The organism is Myxococcales bacterium, assembly GCA_016712525.1.
GTDB lineage: Bacteria > Myxococcota_A > Polyangia > Polyangiales > Polyangiaceae > JAAFHV01.
Window position 1 is genome coordinate 2,750,595 of sequence record JADJQX010000007.1, and the last position, 17,472, is coordinate 2,768,066.

Sequence of the window (17,472 nt, forward strand, 5' to 3'; positions counted from 1 at the left end):
CGCCGTTTTCCGCGACGGACCAAGCCCACGCGCGCCGGCCGTCACCCCACGCGCCCCCCCACGCGCGGGGACGAGCCCGACCGCGCGCGCCCCACGCGACTGGCCCAGGCCAGGCCGAAATGTGGCCCGGCCACCCAAAACGGGGCGCAACTCCAATGATTTCAACGATCTAACGTTGGCATCCCGTTCGCAATAAGGGCGCTCGTGCCCCGCGGCAAAGAGCCTCGGGGCTCGGAGGTCATCATGGATCAGCAGCGCAAGATGAAGGTCGTCTACACCATCGTGGATCGCGGTCAGAAGTCGTACTGGGTGCGCGTCGGCGTGGGGTTCGAGAACGCCGACGGCTCGCTCAACCTGAAGCTCGACGCCGTGCCCACGAACGGCACGCTCCAGGTGCGCGACTGGGAGCCCCGCGAAGAGAGGGACTTCGGGGGGCGCGACCGCGAGGGGCGGGAGGGGCGCGATCGCGACGGCCGCACGAACGGCGCCGGTGACGCGGCGGCGAGGTTCGCGTGATCGGACGCCCTCAAGCGACCGACGTGGCGAAGCGGCGCCCGGTCCGCAAGGCGCTCTCGGCCCTCGTGAGCCAGGCGCGCGCCTCGCCCTGGGCAAAACCTGCGGCGAAGGCGGCACTCGCGGTGCTCGCGCTCGTCGTGCTCTCGGTCATCGGGGGCTCGGCGATCGGAGGCGCGCGGGCGAGCACGGGGCCCTCGGGGGTGGCCCTCGCCGACGCGGGCGCGACGCCTCCGCCCGTCGTGACCCTCGCCGAGACGGTGATCGAGGCGCAGGCTCCCCCGCCCCCTGCGCCCACGACGCCGCCCGGACAAGCCGCGGGAGCTCCGGCCCCCGCGAACGGAGCGGCGGGAAAAGCCACTCCGGAGAACCCCGTGTCTCTCAACACGGCCACCTTCGAGGACCTGCGAAGGCTCCCCGGAGTGGGCCCGAAGAAGGCCGAGGCCATCTTGGCGATACGAGCCAAGATAGGAAAGTTCAGGAGGCCGGAGGACCTCATGAGGGTCAAAGGAATAGGCCGAGGGACGTTCAAGAAGCTGCGCCCCTTGGTCACGGTCACGGACGGGCAGTGACGGTCTCGGGATAACCACGTTCGGGGAGGAGGAGCCTCCGGCGATCGCCCTTGGGGTTGGTCGTCGCGAGGCTCCTCTTCGACGTCGTCGGGTCGACATGGGCTACTGGCAGACGAGCTTGTACGCCGATTGCAGGATGGTGTTCCCGGATTCCACGCGCCCGACGAACCAGAAGTAGCCACCTTTCACGGGAATGAGCTTCGATCTCGACGGCCTTCCCCGCTCCGTGATGCTCACGACGTCCCCGAGAGGCTCCAGGCGGGGCCCGAGCCGCTGAAGATGCGCGACGAACTTGGTACCGTCGGTCGTGTCGTGACGGACGACGGCGTCGACTCCGTGCCCCCATAGGAACTGGAGGAGATTGCGACGGTTCTCGTCTGGGGTAGCCTCCCCAAGCTTGCGACCGACGGGATCCCCGTCCAGGTGCCCCCAGTACTCGCTGGGAGCCGCATTTGCGCCCGGGTCGCTGCACGGTAGACGACGGATGCTGCGGAGCGTGATGAAGGCGCTGCCGGTGCGGACGACCTGCCCGAAGGAGCACGGCGAGACTGTGTTCTCGATCATCGGAACGACCGATTGCCGCACGACCGTACCGTCCGCCGCGACGACGACGTCATTCGTTCCATCGAAGACGTGGGTCGCGCCGCCTTCCTCCCACTGCGTTTCGGGGATCGCGGATAGGTCCGTTTTCTGCCAAGCGCTCGCCCCGAAGGCACGCCTCCACACGGAGGAGCCAGCCTCGTCCGCCACCCGCGTCCACGCGAAGGACGTCGTTTCGTCTCCCGTCGTCGCTCCCCGCGAGACCACTCGGCCGTCGACGGTTTCGTCGTAGGCCATGGTCCAGGATTCGCCTTTGGCGAAGTCGTACGAGAAGTACCTCCCCGCGACCGCATCCGTGTTCCCAACTCGCCCCGCAAGGCCAACGCCGGTCATGCTTCCATTTCGAACGTGAGGGGCTCCGCCCGTGACCCCGGGGCGCGGAAGATCTAAGGGGGCGATGGGGTAGCTGGCGAGCAGCTCGAGGCGGGGACCGAGCCTCGCGGCGACGACGTCATACTCCATCACGACTGCGCCGAACGTCCCGTCCGCAAATGAGAGCAGCCCCGACTCGGGCCGCTCCCGAATCAGCGGCCACGTGGACGTGTCGATGGCCGTGCCGTCGACGCGGACCTGGCCCGGGCAGCCCAGCGCGTCAGGGGCCACGACCACGGCGGGGCCGAGCGGTCCGCGCGCGTCACCCCCAGCGTCCTTCGGCCGCGAGCTATCGATGCCACCGTCAGAGCCAGCTCCGACGGGGGGCGCGCCGGCGTCGGGGGCGATAGCCTCTCCCGAGCTGCATGCGACGATAGAAGCGATGCAGGCAAAGATCGAAGTTCCCACCAGAGCGACACGACGCTGAAGTCCCATGGTTCCTCCGCACGGGAATGATTAAGCCACCATCCTCCTTCGGAACGCATCGCACGTCGAGGGTAAAGTCATCCGGCGGAATTCGTCCGACCGCGGCCCCGCCGTTGGATGCGATGACCCGACGTGCGGAGAACGCGTCTTGCGGAGTGACGCTCGCCGCGACGGGCGCTCTCGCTCGGTCGCGGCGCGGCGCTGCCTCATGAGGCTCCACGTCGCGGCCACCCGCGCGACATGGCGCGGCGTGGTCGCCGACGTGAACAGAAAGTCGTCATCGAGGCACTACGAGTCGGAGGATGGACGCAGATGCCACGGGGCACGACGAACGTCCCGCGCGCAACCTGCCCGGAGTGGCCAACCTCGGCGCCGTCGAGATGTGGGCGTCCGGTACCGGGAGCGTGCGACGACTGCGTCAGGCGGCCGAGCGGGAAGACAGCCTCGTCGCACCCTCCAACGAAACTACGAGCGCTCGCACAGCTCCGCGAGCGCTCGTACCTCGTGCGGCGACCTCTCGCCGCTCACCCCTCGGGGGGCGGCTTGGGCTCACCCTCGCCCTCCTCCTCGGCGGGGAGGCCCGGGCGACGCGACGAGGGGCGGACCTTGTCGGCGATGTCGTCGCGGCCTCCGAAGCGCGCGAGGGCCTCGACCGCGGCGGCGGTCCGCTGGAAGGTGCGGTCGTTCTCGGCGAGGGCCTTCGTCTTCGTGGCGAGCGTGGCCTCGCCCTCGCGCTGCTCACGCGCCACCGCCGCGAGCGCCGGGTCGAGCGCTCGGAGCTGCTTCCGGAGATCTTTGGCGAACACCTTGGTGTCGACATGGAGGCCCTCGCGCTTCGGCGCGCCCAGCTTCGCGCCCTCGAGCCCCTCGAGGACCTTCTTGCCATACGAGAGGAGCGCCTGCCCGTCGTAGGGCGCCGCGCCCGAGAGCCCGACGGCCTGGAGGGCCGAGGCGGGATACGCCGCGACGAGCGCCGACCGCAGGTCGACGAGCACCTCGCGGACCGCGGCGATGGCGGCTTCACGCTCGTCGCGTGGCGCGGCGTCGTCGGCCATCTCGCGCTCGTGCGCCTGGTCGGCGGCCTCGAGCTCCTCGGACACGGCCGTGACGAGCGCGCCCATCGCCACGAAGAGGCCCGTCAGATCGCCGAGCTTCTTCGGTTTCGAGGCGCCACGCGCGAGCGCCTTCTCGATCGCTTCTGCGAGCGCGCTCGCGTTCGTCTCGAGGGTCTGCGCGAGCCCCCGCGAAGCCTTGGCGCGATCGGAGACCTGCTTCGAATACCCCTTCTTGGCCATGATACCTCCCCAAACGTGACACGCGCCCTCGCGTGCCGAACGGGGGAGACGCTACGCGACCGCAGATACCCTGCCAAGGGGGGCTTCATGGCAGTCGAGACGGCACGCCAAGGGCAAGTCGCGCGTGGCCCTCACGCTCTCGCACGTGCCGCGTGCGATCGTGTCGGTCGCGCGAGGTGTCAAACAGCCCGCGGATGGCCCTCTCGGCACGGGAGACCGCGTCCACCCGGCTGGAACCCGGCTTTTTCTCGGAACCTCGCGTTCCAGGTGGCCTCGGACGCGACTTTTTCTCGAGACCTCGCGTTCCAGGTGGCCCGGAACGCGACTTTTTCTCGAGACCTCGCTTTCCAGGTGGCCCGGAACGCGACTTTTTCTCGAAACCTCGTGTTCCAGGTGGCCTCGGACGCGGCGTTTTCTCGGAACCTCGTGTTCCAGGTGGCCTCGGACGCGACGTTTTCTCGAAACCTCGTGTTCCAGGTGGCCAGTACCCCGCCTACCGCCGGTCCGGGGCGACCTTCGTCCGAACGCCTCGTCGATCAAGGGCGCGGGCAGGTCGCAGCGCCCGTGCGGGTGAGCGTGGCCGTGACGGAGGATTGGCCGTTCGTCGACTCGAGCAGCTCGAGGGTGCCATCGAGCCGGAGGCGGAGCGACACGGGCACGTTGTTCCCGTTCGCGGCCACGAGGTCGTAGTCGACGTTGTCGCGGCGGAGCGAGGTCCCGTCGTCGCTGCCCCAATCGGCGATGCCGTCGTAGGTGGACGGGGTCGCGTCGCGCGTGACGGTCGCGCGGAGCGGCAAGATGACACCGTCGAAGGGGCAGCCGCCACAGCCGACGCCCCCCGCGGAGCCGTCGCTGATGCGCTCGCCGCGGCCCCCCGACTGGATCACGTACGAGTCTTGGCAGTCGTTCACGGCGGGAGACGCGCGGCCCGCCTCGCACACCTCGACGACGACCTTGCCGTCGGCGCTCGCGAACCGCCCCGTCGCGCGAGAGACCTCCGTGTCCTGCTCGCTCGCGGCGTACACGGCCGTGCGCTCGGGCTGCGAGGTGCAGTGAAAAAGGAAGAACGTGACGGCGAGGGCAGGGAGGGCGCGGGCAAGCGAAGGGAGGCTCATGGCGACAGGGATTGCAGGGGCCATGCCGGAAGAGGCGTGCCCGACACGACGAGCCCTGTGCGGGTTTTCGGCCCGCTTCCGCGACCACCGTCAAGGCCCGTTCGCCCCCCCGCGACGCACGTGTCAGGGACCTCGACACGGCGTTAGGCGCGGGGCGCACGTGAGCCCCCTCGCCGCGCGACACGATGGTATGAGCCGCTCGTGGCGCTCCTTCTCCCGTGGCTCCGCGCGTTCGCGCTCACCCAGCTCGTCGAGGGGCCGATCTACGCGAGGACGGCCAAAATCTCGTGGTGGAAGGCGCTCGTGCCCTCGGCCGTCACCCACCCGTTCGTGTGGTTCGTGTTCCCGTTGCTGCAAGAGCACGGCGTCTCGTACCTGGGGATGGCCGCCGCCGCCGAGGCGTTCGCCGTGCTGGTCGAGGCCGCGCTCGTGGCCCGCGCGTTCGGCGTGCCGGGGCGCCGGGCCTTCTGGATCTCCGTGCTCGCGAACGCGTCGAGCGTCGCCGTGGGCCTCGTCCTCCGCGAATTTGGCCTCGTTTGACGCACCGCGGGCCCTTTGCCTCCGGCGAAGGCCCTGGTAGCTTCGGCCGCGTGAGCCGCATCGCCGTCATCGGGGCCGGAGCCTGGGGAACCGCCATCGCCGCGCACGCCGCGCGCAAGAAGCACGACGTGGTGCTCTGGGCCTTCGAGCCCGACGTCGCGAGGGACGTGACCGAGCGCCACGAGAACACGGTCTACCTCCCCAAGATCGAGCTCCCGAAGAGCCTCTCGGCCACGAACGACATGGCGCACGCCCTCGAGGGGACCGACCTCGTCGTGCTCGTCCCACCGTCGTCCCACTTGCGCAAGATCGCCGCGATCGCGAAGGGGCACCTCCCGTCGACCGCGCGTGTGCTCGTCGCGACCAAGGGCTTCGAGGAAGGCACCCTCGAGCTCATGAGCCAGGTCATCGAGGACACGATCCCGGGCCTCGGCTGGGGCCGCCTCGCGTTCCTCTCGGGGCCGAACTTCGCCAAAGAGGTGGCCTCGGGCCTGCCCACGGACTCGGTCGTCGCGTCGCGCGACGCCGGGTGCGCCGAGGCCATTCAGGACATGCTCCACTCGCCAGCGCTGCGCATCTACACGTCGCTCGATCCGGTCGGTGTTCAGGTCGGGGGCGCCGTGAAGAACGTGCTCGCGGTGGCCACCGGCACGTGCGACGGGCTCGGCCTCGGGCTCAACGCGCGCGCGGCCCTCATGACGCGCGGCCTCTCCGAGATGGCCCGCCTCGGCGTCGCGATGGGCGCCGATCCCCTCACGTTCATGGGCATGGCCGGCATGGGCGACCTCGTCTTGACCTGCACGGGCGACCTCTCGCGCAATCGAACGCTGGGCCTCAAGGTGGCCGAGGGCGTCGATCCCGCGGCGTACGTGGCGTCGCAGCGGAGCGTGGCCGAGGGGTACCTCACGTCGTCGGCCGCCTACGAGCTCGGCAAGAAGCTCGGCGTCGAGATGCCCATCACCGAGCAGGTCTTCCACGTGCTCCACCGCGGGCGCCCGCTCGCCGAGGCGCTGAAGGCGCTGCTCGTGCGCACGTCGAAATCGGAGCTCTACGGCATCACGCCGGGCGCGATGTGACTCCGGGGCGCGTCGCTCCGAAGGCGCGGGTCGGGCTCGTGTCCACGGCCGCGCTCGCCGCCGCGACCTTCCTCGCGTGCCGCGTTGGGCCGAGCACCCACGACGCGCCCGACGCCGGCGCGAGCGCGACTCTCGCTCACGAGGGGCCGAGCGCGGCAGGGACCGACGGCGCTCCGAGCCCGTCCGAGCCCCACCACAGAGAGAAGGCGACGAGCTCGGGCGAGTCGTTCACGGCCGACTGGTTCACCTTCCGGCTCGCGAGCGTCGGGCTGCGGATCGTCGACGTGGGCGCGAGCCGAGAGCTCGGGAGGGCCCTCGAGACGGACGACGATCTGCTCGCCGTGAACGCGGGCTTCTTCGACGATCACGACGCGCCCCTCGGGCTCTCGCGCTCGCGCGGGGCGACCCTCTCCGCGTTCGCGCCCAAGCTCTCGGGCGGCGTGCTCGAGGTCGACGGCGACACGGGCGCCCTCTTCGAGACCGAGACGTACGACAAAAAGCGCACCCCGGCGTTCGCCGTCCAGTGCCGCCCGAGGCTCGTGGTCTCGGGGCACGCGAACGTGCGCAGCGACGACAAAAAACGGGCGGAGCGCACGACCCTCTGCCTGCGTGACGGAGGCAAAGTGCTCAGCGTCGTCGTGCTCGAGAACGAGGAGCGCGGGCCCTCGCTGTTCGCCACGGGGCACTATCTCGAGGCACGTGGCTGCCACGACGCCCTCTCGCTCGACGGAGGCCCCTCGACGGGCGTCGTCTACCGCAGCGCGGGCGGGCCCGTCGAGCTGCCGCTGCGAGGGCCCATCCGTCAGGCGATCGTGATACGCCGACGGTAGCCATGAGCTCCCCGAGGCACGACCGCACGACCCTGGCCGCCATCGTCCTCCTGTCCGCGTGCGGACCCGAGCCCAAAGCCCCCGAGGGCGCACCGAGGGCAAAAGCGAGCGCCACGGCGAAGCCCGCCGCACCCGCGACGCGAAGCCAAAACCGCCTCGCGCCGCACGCGTACGGGCGCACGGGCGACCTCGTCGTGGGGACGGAAGGTGCGCTCTACACCTTCGCGGCGAGCGCCGACGAGCCCGGGAAAAAGCCCCTCCGCGGCGCGCTCGTCGACGCCGACACGGGCCCGGGGGACAGCGAGGATCCGCTCCTCTGGTTTCGCCCTGCCGTGCGAGACGCCGCGGGCACCACCGTGGCCATCGTGGGAGCTCCCGAGCCGTACGCGTGCGAGGGGGGCGTGACAGGCCTTCGGCTCGAGGGGGACGCGGGGCCCGCGCACCTCGTCACGACCGTGTGCCCGGAGCGCGACGGGGCCCTCCGTGGGGTGACCGTGGCCTCGGGCCTCCCCGCCGGGGCCGAGCTCGCCGACGATCTCGGTCCGGGGCCTTCGCCCGTGATCTTGGACGCCGCCCCCGCCGCCTGGGAAGGGACGCACGCCGTGCGCGCGCTCGCCGTCGAGGGCCCTACGTCGACGCTGGTCATCGTGCCCACGGGGAGCGCCAAGGCCACACGCAAGCTCGTTCACATCGCCAAAGAGACGTTCCCCTCCCCCGTCACGCTCACGTACCCGGGCACGCGCGCCGAGAGGCTCGTGAGGATCACCGCCGCGCGCCCCGCCCTCGCCCTCGCGGCGACGGGTGTCCCCACCGTGACGGGCACGTTCGGCCTCCGGGGTCGCGCGGGGAGCGTGACCTTCCTCGACGCCGCGGGCGACGTGGTCACGCGCCTCCCGATCCCTCCCGAGGGGCTCGCGACGACCCTCCCCCGCGACTTCGCCAAGACCGCCGCCGTCGCCGACGCGAGGGGTGTCGTGTGCGCCACCTTCGCGCTCACGGCCCCCGAGCTCGCGGCCGCGTCGTGCCCGAGCTCGGCGCGCATCGGGTTCACCGTGCACACCGACGGCCACGTGCCCGCGCCGTTCCACGCCATCGTGCGGGGCGAAGGCGACACCCCGGATCCCGAGCTCGTCGATCTCGTCCCGAGCGACGACGGCACGCGGCGGAGCGTATCGGCGAAGAACAGCGTCTACTCCCTCGACGGGCGCGCCGACGTCGAGGTGCGCCCCGGCAAGTACCACGTGCTCGTGACACGAGGCCCGGGCTCGACCCTCGACGAGCGCCACGTGGAGCTCGGGCCGGGGGGCTCGATCGACGTGGCGTCCGAGCTCCGGAGCGTGCTCCCGGAGGGCGCGTTCTCGGCCGATTTTCACCTACACGCGGCCCCGAGCCCCGACTCGACCGTGTCCCTCGAGGAGCGCCTCGCGACGCTCGCGGCGGAGGGCCTCTCGTTCGCCGTCGCGACCGACCACAACCGCATTACGGACTACGGCCCTGCGAAGGCCCGCCTCGCGAAGGTGCCGAGCGCGCTCTTCCCGGCGCTCGCCATAGGGGACGAGATCACGTCCGGCGGCAGCCCGCTCTTCGGGCACTTCAACGCCTTCCCTCTGCCCACACCAGCCGCCGGAGTGGCCCCCGAGGCGGCGACGATTCCCTATTTCGGAGTCGCCCCACGCGAGCTCTTCGCCGGGGCACGCCGGGCCGGAGCGGCGATCGTGCAGGTGAACCACCCGCGCATGCCCCCGAAGATTGGCTATTTCGACCAGACCGGCTTCGACGCGGCGACGGGCAAGGCCGGCGCGGACTTCGCCGAGGACTTCGACGCGGTCGAGGCCCACAACGGCATCTGGCTCGAGTCGCCGGAGAGGGTCCGTGAGGGGTACATGGATCTCGTCGGCCTCGCGCGGCGGGGGAAGCTCGTGGCCGCCACGGGCAACAGCGACTCGCACAAGCTCTTCTTGGAGGAGCCCGGGTACCCGCGCACGTACGTCACGCTCCCCCGCGGCGAGGCCCCGCTCGAGGCCCGTGTGGTCTCGGCGCTCCGTGCGAGGAGCACCGTGGTGAGCTCGGGCCCGTACCTCGAGGCGAGCGTCGACGGGCAGCTCCCGGGGAGCGTGGTCAAGGCCACGAAGGGGCGCGTGACGGTGAGCCTCCGCGTCTTCGCGCCCGCGTGGGTCCCCGTCGAGTCGATCGAGATCTTGGTCGACGGGAAGGCGGTGCGGACGTTCGCCGTGCAGGGCAAGCCGAAGAACGGCGAGCGCTTCGCGACCAAGGTGACGCTCGCGCTCGAACACGACGCGACCGTCGGCGTGTGGGTCGACGCGAAGACCCCTCTCCCGCGCGTCTTGCACGAAAAGGACGCTCGCGCCATCGCGTTCACGACGCCGTTCTTCGTCGACGCGGACGGAGACGGGCGCTTCACGGCAAAGTAGGCCGCGCGGCACGCTTCGGGCTCGTGACACGGCGACGTCACACGTTCGCCCGCTTGCGCACGCCCGCTCGCGACCAAACACTTACGAAGGTGGAATGGAGCCGTCACCGTGCGGCTTGACCCTTCGGCCTATGAGAAAACGTCTGCTCGCCGTCCTCGTGTTCGGAGCGCTCCTCGTGCCGCCCTCGGCGGGTCGAGCGATAGCCTTTGCCAAGACGGGCGAGACCGAATCGGCCTTCTCGGCGGGAGCGCCACGCGGCAGGTCGGACGGGCCGGCGGAGTACCCGGTCGTCGTCATCGCCATCGACGGCGTGCGCCCCCGCGAGATCTTCCAAGGGGAGGACCCGGCCTTCGTTCACCGGAGGCCCCTCAAGGGCGCGAAGGAGCTCACCCCGAACCTCCACGCGCTCGGCGAGAACGCGCGGCTCTTCGGGAGCGACGAGCGGGTCACGAGCTCGGGGCCCAACTACGTTTCCCTACCTGGGTACACGGAGATGTTCACGGGAGCCCGCGCGGCCCACTGCACCACCAACGAGTGCGGTCGAACCCCCGTCCCCACGGTCGTCGACGCGCTCGCCGAGCAAGGCAAGCGCGCTACGGTCGTGACGTCCTGGGAGCGGATCTGCCTCGCGGCCGCCATGAACGAGGCCACGCTCGACGCGACGTGCGGCCGGAGCCACGGCCACCTCGACACCGAGGGGGACGGCACGCTCGACACGCTGCTCGCCGCCGCGCGCGAGGGTGGGGCCGGCCCAGGCCACGCAGACTACCGCCCCGACGCCTCCACCGCCGAGATCGCCCTGCGGGTCCTCGAGACGAAGCGCCCCGACTTTCTCTTCGTGGGCCTCGGCGACACGGACGAGTACGCGCACGCCTCGAGCTACGACGGCTACCTCGGGGCCTTGGTGAAGGCGGATGCCTTCGTCGGCGACGTGCGGGCGCGCCTCGCCTACCTCGGAGAGCGCGGCCAGAAGACCACCATCATCGTGGTGACCGACCACGGCCGAGCTCAGAACTTCCGGGACCACGGCGGCGCGTTCCCCGAGTCGCGCTTCGGGTTCATGATGGTCGACGGGCCGCTCGTCGGGCGCTCGAACGGCACCGGCAGCAACCTGACCCTCGGGGACGTCGGCCGTGGAGCCGGCGCCCTGCTCGGCGTGGCGCACGAGCCCTCCGCGTTCGGTCGCTGGATCACGGATCGGCGCTGACGCGGGCGGGGAGCGCGATCCCGTCGCGGCGATCTCGGGATCTCACGCGGATGTCACACACGGGCCGGAGTGTGCCGATCCCGTGAGGATCGGGTGCTCGGCACTTCACACGTTCGTCGCCGACAGTTCGATCGTACGAGGGCAGCGCGTCACGAGGCCTCGCCAAAAGGGTACCTGCCGAAAGCGGCACTCCCCTTCAGGAAAGGTATTCGTCATGAAGTCCCGTAAGGCCGTTTGCGCGTCCACCCTCGCCCTCGTCGTCCCCTTCCTCTCGGCGTTCGTCGCCTGCTCGGACGACGGCACCTTGCCCGTCAACGCCAAGAACGACGGGAGCGTACCGACCGCGCCGACCTCCACCGAGCCGCTCCCGGACGGAGCGATGCCGGTCACCCCCACGACCATCGAGACCCTCTCGGGCGAGATCAAGGCGGCCCTTACGCTCTCTCCCTCCAAGGAGTACCTCCTCCGCGGGCTCGTCACGGTGAAGTCCGGCACGACCCTCACCATCGAGAAGGGCACCGTCATCAAGGGAGAGTCCCAGAGCAAGGCCATCCTCCTCGTGGAGCCCGGCGCGAAGATCATGGCCGAGGGCACGGAGGACGAGCCGATCGTCTTCACGAGCCAGGCTGCGCCGGCGGACCGCCGCCCGGGTGACTGGGGCGGGCTCGTCATCCTCGGCAACGCGCCGGTGAACAACCCCGGCGGGAAGGGCAACGTCGAAGGTATCGTGACGACCGCCGCCGGGACGCAGTACGGTGGGACCGACCCGGAGGACTCGAGCGGCGTGCTCCGCTTCGTCCGCATCGAGTACGCGGGTGTCATCCTCTCGCAGGACAACGAGGTGAACGGTGTCACGTTCGCGGGCGTCGGCCGCGGCACCAAGGTCGACCACATCCAGGTCCGCCAGGCCCTCGACGATTGCTTCGAGTTCTTCGGCGGGACCGTCGACGCCAAGTACCTGGCGTGCCAAGGCAACGAGGACGACGGCTTCGACTGGGACAACGGCTACTCCGGTCGTCTCCAGTTCATCGTGCTCCAGCAGTCGCCGCAGCACGTGGGTGAGGACAACGGCTTCGAGGCCGACAACGACGCGCAGGGCTCCGGGAACTCGCCGCTCTCGAACCCGACGATCATGAACGCCTCGCTCTTCGGCAAGAACGCCGACGTCGACAACATCCAGTACGGCATGCTCCTCCGCCGCAACACGCGCGTGACCTTGAAGAACCTCCTCGTCTCGGGCTTCGAGGCCGCGATCGACATTCGTGACACGTCGACGGCCCAGGCCGTCACCCAGAACGCGCTGACCCTCACGAACAGCCTCTTCTGGAACGCCAAGAACGCGGGCGTCCTCGAGAACCTTGCCTATCCGGAGACAGGCACGGCCGCCCCGAACAAGGACAACGACGGGGCGTTCAACGAGATCGACTGGATCAAGACGCCGGCGAACAAGAACCTCTGGAACGTCGATCCGGAGACGAGCGGCGCGTTCGACACCGAGAAGCCCGTCTTCGGTCCGAAGAAGTCCATCGTCGAGAACGCGGCTACTCCCCCGAACGACGGGTTCTTCGACACGAGCGCCGCCTACGTCGGCGCGTTCAAGGACGCGAACGACAACTGGGCGACCCGCGGCAACTGGGCGGTCTGGTCGGCGAAGTGAAGTAAGCTCACCGAAGGACGACCCGAGGGGCGCACGAGCTCGTGTGCCCCTCGCGTCATTTGGCGACTGAAAACGTTCAGGCCATGCTTTTTCGGCGCGACCAAGTGACCCCTCCCCGGGAACGGCAACCGCGGCGAACCGGAGACGCCGCGCGGCGAAAGGGAATCGTCCAAGAACCAGAGCCCTCGGACCGATTCATCCCCTGTCGTCACGGGAGGGTCGCGCCACCCCAAAGCGAAAGGGCGGCTCCTTTTCGGGAGCTCGCCCTCTGCGCCGGCGCCACCTCGCGGCCGCCGGACTTCGATTCCTGGATCAGGCTTCAGTACCGATACGACGCCGTCAACCAGACGTTCGTCCCGGTCAGGTACCGGTTCGTGAGGAACACGCCCGACTCGCCCTGGCTGAACCGCACGGGGGCATTGAAGAGATTCTCGACCGAGAGCTTGAGGTCGACGTGCTCCCCGAGCCCCTGACCGACGCTCAGGTCGACGAGGTGACGAGGCTGCTCGTACACGTCGGGGAGGCCGTTCTGACCGACCTGCGAGATACGTGCCCCATACACATTGTAGAGCAACCTGGCTCGGGTCTTCGTCTTCGCGTGCTCCCAGTCGAGGGCGAGGTTCACGACGAAGGGCGACTGGCCGGCGAGCGGCCTCGACTGCGACGTCTGGATACCGGCAGCGAGCGGATCGAGCTCGACACGCGAGTGGACGAGCGTGAGATTCCCCAGCAGAGACAGCTCGTCGAGCGTCCGGTGGACGAAGCTCAGGGACTTGCGAGCCTCGAGCTCGACTCCGGCGTTCACCGCGCCCTTCGCGTTGGCGTAGGAGAGCACGCCGCGGCTCGTCGGGAGGATGATGGGCTCGATGGGGGAGTCGAAGCTCTTGTAGAAGAACGACGCCGAGAGGACCTGCGCCTCGCCCGGGAAAAACTCGGCGCGGGCGTCGAGGTTCACGATTCGTGCGCGGTCGAGCTCCGGGTTGCCGAGGATCTCGCGCGCGCCGAAGAAGTCGCTGAAAATGAACGGCGCGAGCTCGCGGAGCTGAGGCCTCGAGACCGTGCGCGAGACCGCGAACCGGAGGTTCGTGCGCTCGGACGTCTTGAAGGTGACGTTCGCGGACGGGAGGAGATCCGTGCGTTCGAGCGACGACGTGACACGTTCGGTCGCGGTGGCCGCGAACGGGTCGAACGAGTCGATCGACTGGAGGGACTTCTCGACGCGTTCGCCGAGCACGACGCGCACGCGCTCGTGGGGGCTCACGTCCGCCATGAAGTAGCCACCCACGACATCGTACTTGGCGGCGTAGACGTCCGTCGGACGAGTCCACTCTTCGAGCTCGAGCGCGGGTCCGACGTTGTCGGGCGTGAAGAGCTCCCCGGGCGGGCGGCGAAACACCTCGGGCCCCGCCGCCCGTGCGCGGATGTAGCGAAACCTGCGCGCGTCGAAGCTCCGACCGCGAAGCGTCCCCGTTCCACCGAGCTCGACCTTGATGGGGAGCGTGCCCTCGTGGATAGGCTGTTTGTAGGAGAGGCCAATCGTCCGGGTCGTCTCGCCTTGGGTGGCGAAGAAGTGCTGGCCGCTCTGCGTGCCCTCGCGAAACGAGAAGCCTTGCTCGGGGTCGGCCACGTACACCGACTCGCGGAGGTCGGGGTCGCTCGAGGTGGCGCGCCCGTAGCCGAGGCTCCAGCCGAGCTCCCCGTTCGCGAGCGCGCGCACCTTGTGGTCGCCGCGGAGCTGTCCGTACATGAGCTGACGCGCGACGAACCGTTGCCGCTCGTCGCGCACCTCGGCCTGCTGTTCGTCGTTGTAGCCCGTGATGCGGCGCGCCTCGATCTCGGCATTGCGCGACAAAAGGCCGATGAACCCGACGGTGTGGTCCGGAGATGGCTTCCACTCGAGGCTGCCATATCCGGCCAATGTGACGGTGTCGGTGCCGGTGTCTACACGGTAGTCGTTGAAGCGAACGAGCTCTCCGGGGCGCTGCGGGTCTATGCCGTACGTGCGGAGGATCTCGTCCTTTCGGCGCTGGAATCGGCGCGTGTATCCGAGCGACGCGACGTACCCGAGCGACTGTTTCCCAAGCTTGAGCGTATCTCCGACGAGCAGGCTCCCCGTCCCGCTCGGGAGCGACATGGCGTCCGTCAGGGCGATCGGGGTGGCGAGCGCCTTCCCGTACTGGGTGAGGTTCGGGTCGACGGTTCCGTCGGGACGGAGGCGGGTGATGCGCTCTTGCGGGAGCTCCGCGGGGAGCTTTCGCGTCCCGTCGTCGACGCCGAGCCAATCGAGGCTGCCCCCGACGTACGACGGGCGCCGCACGAACGTGGTCTCGCTGTTCAAACCGAGGCCGAGCGTCGCGAGGAACGTGAACTTGTCGGGGGCCTTCCGAGTGCGAATGTCGAGCGTCCCGCCGGCGAACTGGCCTGGCAGATCGGGAGTGTAGGTCTTCTTGATCGACAGATCCGAGATGACGAGCGACGGGAACATGTCGAGCGGGACGGCCGTGCGATCGGGCTCGGTGGACGGCACGGGGAGCCCGTCGACGAGCGAGCTCGTGTAGCGGTCTCCGAGACCGCGCACGACGATGTACCGCCCCTCGACCACGCTCGCGCCGACCACGCGGCGCACGGCGTCCGCCGCGGACCTGTCGGGAGATTTGGCGATATCCTGTGCACCGACGGCGTCTGTCGCCCCGGCCGCGTTCCGGCGGAGCGCCACCTGCCCGGCGGCGGTGTTGCGATCCGGCTCGTACTCGACCGCCGAGAGCTCCTCCATCGCCGATTCATCGGGCTCGAGAGCGACGTCGACGCTCGACACACGGCCGGGCACGACGCGTACGTTCTTCACCCGGGCCGGTTTGTGGAGGTCGGCCACGACACGCAGCGTGTGGACCCCTGGAGGGAGCGCGAGGGAGAAGCGCCCCTCGTCGTCGGCAATGGCCACGAGCTTCAAGCTAGGCACGGTGATCTCGGCGCCGGCGAGGGGGGCCTTGTCCTCGCGGCTCGAGATCCGACCTGTAAGAGTGGGAGCTTCGGCGCCGCTCGGGGCTCGCTTCGCTTCGCCCTCCTTCTCTCCTCCGCGCTCTTCGGCGAAGGCCTCCCTGGCGCCGAGGAGCCCCGACACGAGAGGGACGAGGATGGGCGTGAGGAGGAGCAACCCGAGTCGCCTCCTCGGTGAACCGGGTCGCGTCGTGAGATCCACGTTCGTTCGCTTTCGTGAGTGTCAGTCGACCGCTTTCGCGGTGAGGATCGAGACGGTCTTCGCGCCATGGGCGCGCGCGGTGTCCATCGCGTGGACGGCAGCCCCGAAGGGAGCCGCGTCGTCCGCGTCGAAATAGACGGTTTTGTCGGACTTGGCGGCGAGCGCCGCGGCGACGCGAGGCCCCAACGCAGGCGGGGGGACGACCTCGCGGTTGAGACGAAGCGTCCCGTCGGCGTCCACGGTGAGGACGATGGGCACATCGGCCTGGGACGGCGCGGACTTCTCGTCCGCCTGCTTCGGGAGCGCCAGGGAGAACTTCTTCGAGAGGAGGGGCGCGACGACCATGAACACGATCAAGAGGACGAGGACGACGTCCACGAGAGGGGTCACGTTCATGGCAGGGGTGGCCCCTTTGGGCTTCGACCCACCTCCGGAATCGAGCGCGACTCCCATCAGGAGCTCCCTTTCTTGCCAGGCTCCTGCTTCTCGACGAGCAGCGCGCACCCAGGAAATCCGACCTTTTGCACCCGCGCGAAGAGGCTGCGCACCTTTCCGTACAGGGCGGTAGAGTCACCCTTCAAGACGACCTTCCGCTCGGGCGCGGCGGCGTGAACCTCGGCGAGCTTCTGCTCGAGTGCCTCGGGGCTCACGGGCTCCTTCTCGACGTACAAGGTCCCCGAGGCCGACAGGGTCACGGTGACGGGGTCGACCGAGGCCGTCTTTTGAGCGTCGTCGGGTTGGGTGACGCTCGGGAGCTCCACACGCTCGCCGTGCTCGAGCTGAGGCGCGATGACCATGAAGACGATGAGGAGCACGAGCACGACGTCGACCAGCGGGGTGACGTTGATCTCCGGCGATACCGTGGCACCGGCACGAGGCCGAGTGATCGGCACTCGCGACTTCGGCTTCCCGGCGCTCACTCGGCCGCCTCGAGCGAAGCCTCGCCCTGCCGGTTCTCGAGGTCGTCGATGAGCTCGCCGGTCGCGCGAGCCAGAGTCCCCTCGAGCGACGTGATCTTGGCGTTGAGCTGGTTGAAGAGGAGCACGGACGGAATGGCGACGAGGAGCCCCAGCGCCGTCTCGACGAGCGCCTCGGCGATACCTGCCGAGACCGCGCCGAGGCCGCCGGAGCCTGTGGCGGCGATGCCTTGGAAGGCCGAGATGATGCCGACGACGGTGCCGAGGAGACCCACGAACGGCGCGACCGAGCCGATGCTCGCGAGCACCGAGAGCCCCCGACGGAGCTCGCCGCTCACGGCCTCTTTCTGGCGCTCCGATTCGCGGCGCACGAGCTCGACCGCGTCGACGTTGCCCTTCTTCTCGGAGAGCTTCTTCAGCGTGGGCCCGATGAGCCTCGCGAAGGGCGAGCCGTCGTTCCCGGTCGCGAGCCCAACGAGCTCCAGGAACTTGCCGTTCTCGAGCGCAGGGCCGGCGGCCCGCATGAAGGACTTCGTGGCGGCGTTCCCCCGCGCGAGGGATATCCAACGTTCGACCGCGATCGCGATCGTGGTGGCGGCCATGAGGAGCAGCATGGCCGCGATGAGCTTGCTGAGCGGGCCCATCGTCGACCAGATGTGAATGGGATTCAGATTCATCTCGAAGCTCCGTATGTCTCGGGTTGTCGCCGACCGAGGTGGCC

At 69.6% G+C, this 17,472-nt stretch carries 15 protein-coding genes; 8 read left to right on the plus strand and 7 right to left on the minus strand.

Features of this window, described 5'->3' with window-relative positions; all coding sequences use genetic code 11:
• Positions 1-243 precede the first annotated feature (243 nt).
• Positions 244-516 (plus strand): hypothetical protein, encoded by a 273-nt coding sequence (locus IPK71_28685; protein MBK8217722.1) that lies wholly within the window; start codon positions 244-246, stop codon positions 514-516.
• Positions 513-1,085, plus strand: coding sequence for a helix-hairpin-helix domain-containing protein (locus tag IPK71_28690; GenBank protein ID MBK8217723.1), 573 nt, complete (start codon positions 513-515; stop codon positions 1,083-1,085). Before IPK71_28685 ends, IPK71_28690 begins: the two co-directional genes overlap by 4 nt.
• Positions 1,086-1,187: 102 nt before the next feature.
• Here the strand turns inward: IPK71_28690 and IPK71_28695 are convergent, their stop codons facing one another.
• The 3 genes from IPK71_28695 to IPK71_28705 all read right to left on the minus strand — a co-directional run bounded on the left by IPK71_28695 (position 1,188) and on the right by IPK71_28705 (position 4,893).
• Positions 1,188-2,492 (minus strand): hypothetical protein, encoded by a 1,305-nt coding sequence (locus tag IPK71_28695; protein MBK8217724.1) that lies wholly within the window; start codon positions 2,490-2,492, stop codon positions 1,188-1,190.
• A 515-nt stretch (positions 2,493-3,007) separates the two neighbouring features.
• Entirely contained in the window at positions 3,008-3,778 is a 771-nt protein-coding gene (locus tag IPK71_28700) for a hypothetical protein (GenBank protein ID MBK8217725.1), read from the minus strand.
• Between the two features lie 536 nt (positions 3,779-4,314).
• Positions 4,315-4,893, minus strand: coding sequence for a hypothetical protein (locus IPK71_28705; GenBank protein ID MBK8217726.1), 579 nt, complete (start codon positions 4,891-4,893; stop codon positions 4,315-4,317).
• Between the two features lie 201 nt (positions 4,894-5,094).
• Between IPK71_28705 and IPK71_28710 the strand changes: the two genes are divergently transcribed.
• The 6 genes from IPK71_28710 to IPK71_28735 all read left to right on the plus strand — a co-directional run bounded on the left by IPK71_28710 (position 5,095) and on the right by IPK71_28735 (position 12,635).
• Complete coding sequence (locus IPK71_28710; protein ID MBK8217727.1) at positions 5,095-5,433, plus strand: hypothetical protein; 339 nt, start codon at positions 5,095-5,097, stop codon at positions 5,431-5,433.
• Between the two features lie 50 nt (positions 5,434-5,483).
• Positions 5,484-6,509: an NAD(P)-dependent glycerol-3-phosphate dehydrogenase gene (locus IPK71_28715; GenBank protein MBK8217728.1), complete on the plus strand. Its 1,026-nt coding sequence runs from the start codon at positions 5,484-5,486 to the stop codon at positions 6,507-6,509.
• Positions 6,506-7,339 (plus strand): phosphodiester glycosidase family protein, encoded by an 834-nt coding sequence (locus IPK71_28720; protein ID MBK8217729.1) that lies wholly within the window; start codon positions 6,506-6,508, stop codon positions 7,337-7,339. Before IPK71_28715 ends, IPK71_28720 begins: the two co-directional genes overlap by 4 nt.
• Positions 7,340-7,341: 2 nt before the next feature.
• Positions 7,342-9,771: a PHP domain-containing protein gene (locus IPK71_28725; protein MBK8217730.1), complete on the plus strand. Its 2,430-nt coding sequence runs from the start codon at positions 7,342-7,344 to the stop codon at positions 9,769-9,771.
• 130 nt (positions 9,772-9,901) lie between these two features.
• Positions 9,902-10,978, plus strand: coding sequence for an alkaline phosphatase family protein (locus IPK71_28730; GenBank protein MBK8217731.1), 1,077 nt, complete (start codon positions 9,902-9,904; stop codon positions 10,976-10,978).
• Between the two features lie 214 nt (positions 10,979-11,192).
• Positions 11,193-12,635 (plus strand): hypothetical protein, encoded by a 1,443-nt coding sequence (locus tag IPK71_28735; GenBank protein ID MBK8217732.1) that lies wholly within the window; start codon positions 11,193-11,195, stop codon positions 12,633-12,635.
• 319 nt (positions 12,636-12,954) lie between these two features.
• Here IPK71_28735 and IPK71_28740 read toward each other — a convergent pair whose 3' ends face one another.
• The 4 genes from IPK71_28740 to IPK71_28755 all read right to left on the minus strand — a co-directional run bounded on the left by IPK71_28740 (position 12,955) and on the right by IPK71_28755 (position 17,428).
• Positions 12,955-15,789 (minus strand): TonB-dependent receptor, encoded by a 2,835-nt coding sequence (locus tag IPK71_28740; GenBank protein ID MBK8217733.1) that lies wholly within the window; start codon positions 15,787-15,789, stop codon positions 12,955-12,957.
• 66 nt (positions 15,790-15,855) lie between these two features.
• On the minus strand, positions 15,856-16,287 hold the full coding sequence (locus IPK71_28745) for a biopolymer transporter ExbD (GenBank protein ID MBK8217734.1): 432 nt from the start codon (positions 16,285-16,287) through the stop codon (positions 15,856-15,858).
• Complete coding sequence (locus tag IPK71_28750; protein ID MBK8217735.1) at positions 16,287-16,721, minus strand: biopolymer transporter ExbD; 435 nt, start codon at positions 16,719-16,721, stop codon at positions 16,287-16,289. Before IPK71_28750 ends, IPK71_28745 begins: the two co-directional genes overlap by 1 nt.
• Before the next feature lie 29 nt (positions 16,722-16,750).
• The gene (locus tag IPK71_28755) at positions 16,751-17,428 is read right to left on the minus strand and encodes a MotA/TolQ/ExbB proton channel family protein (protein MBK8217736.1); all 678 of its coding nucleotides are present in this window, start codon (positions 17,426-17,428) and stop codon (positions 16,751-16,753) included.
• Positions 17,429-17,472: the final 44 nt, after the last annotated feature.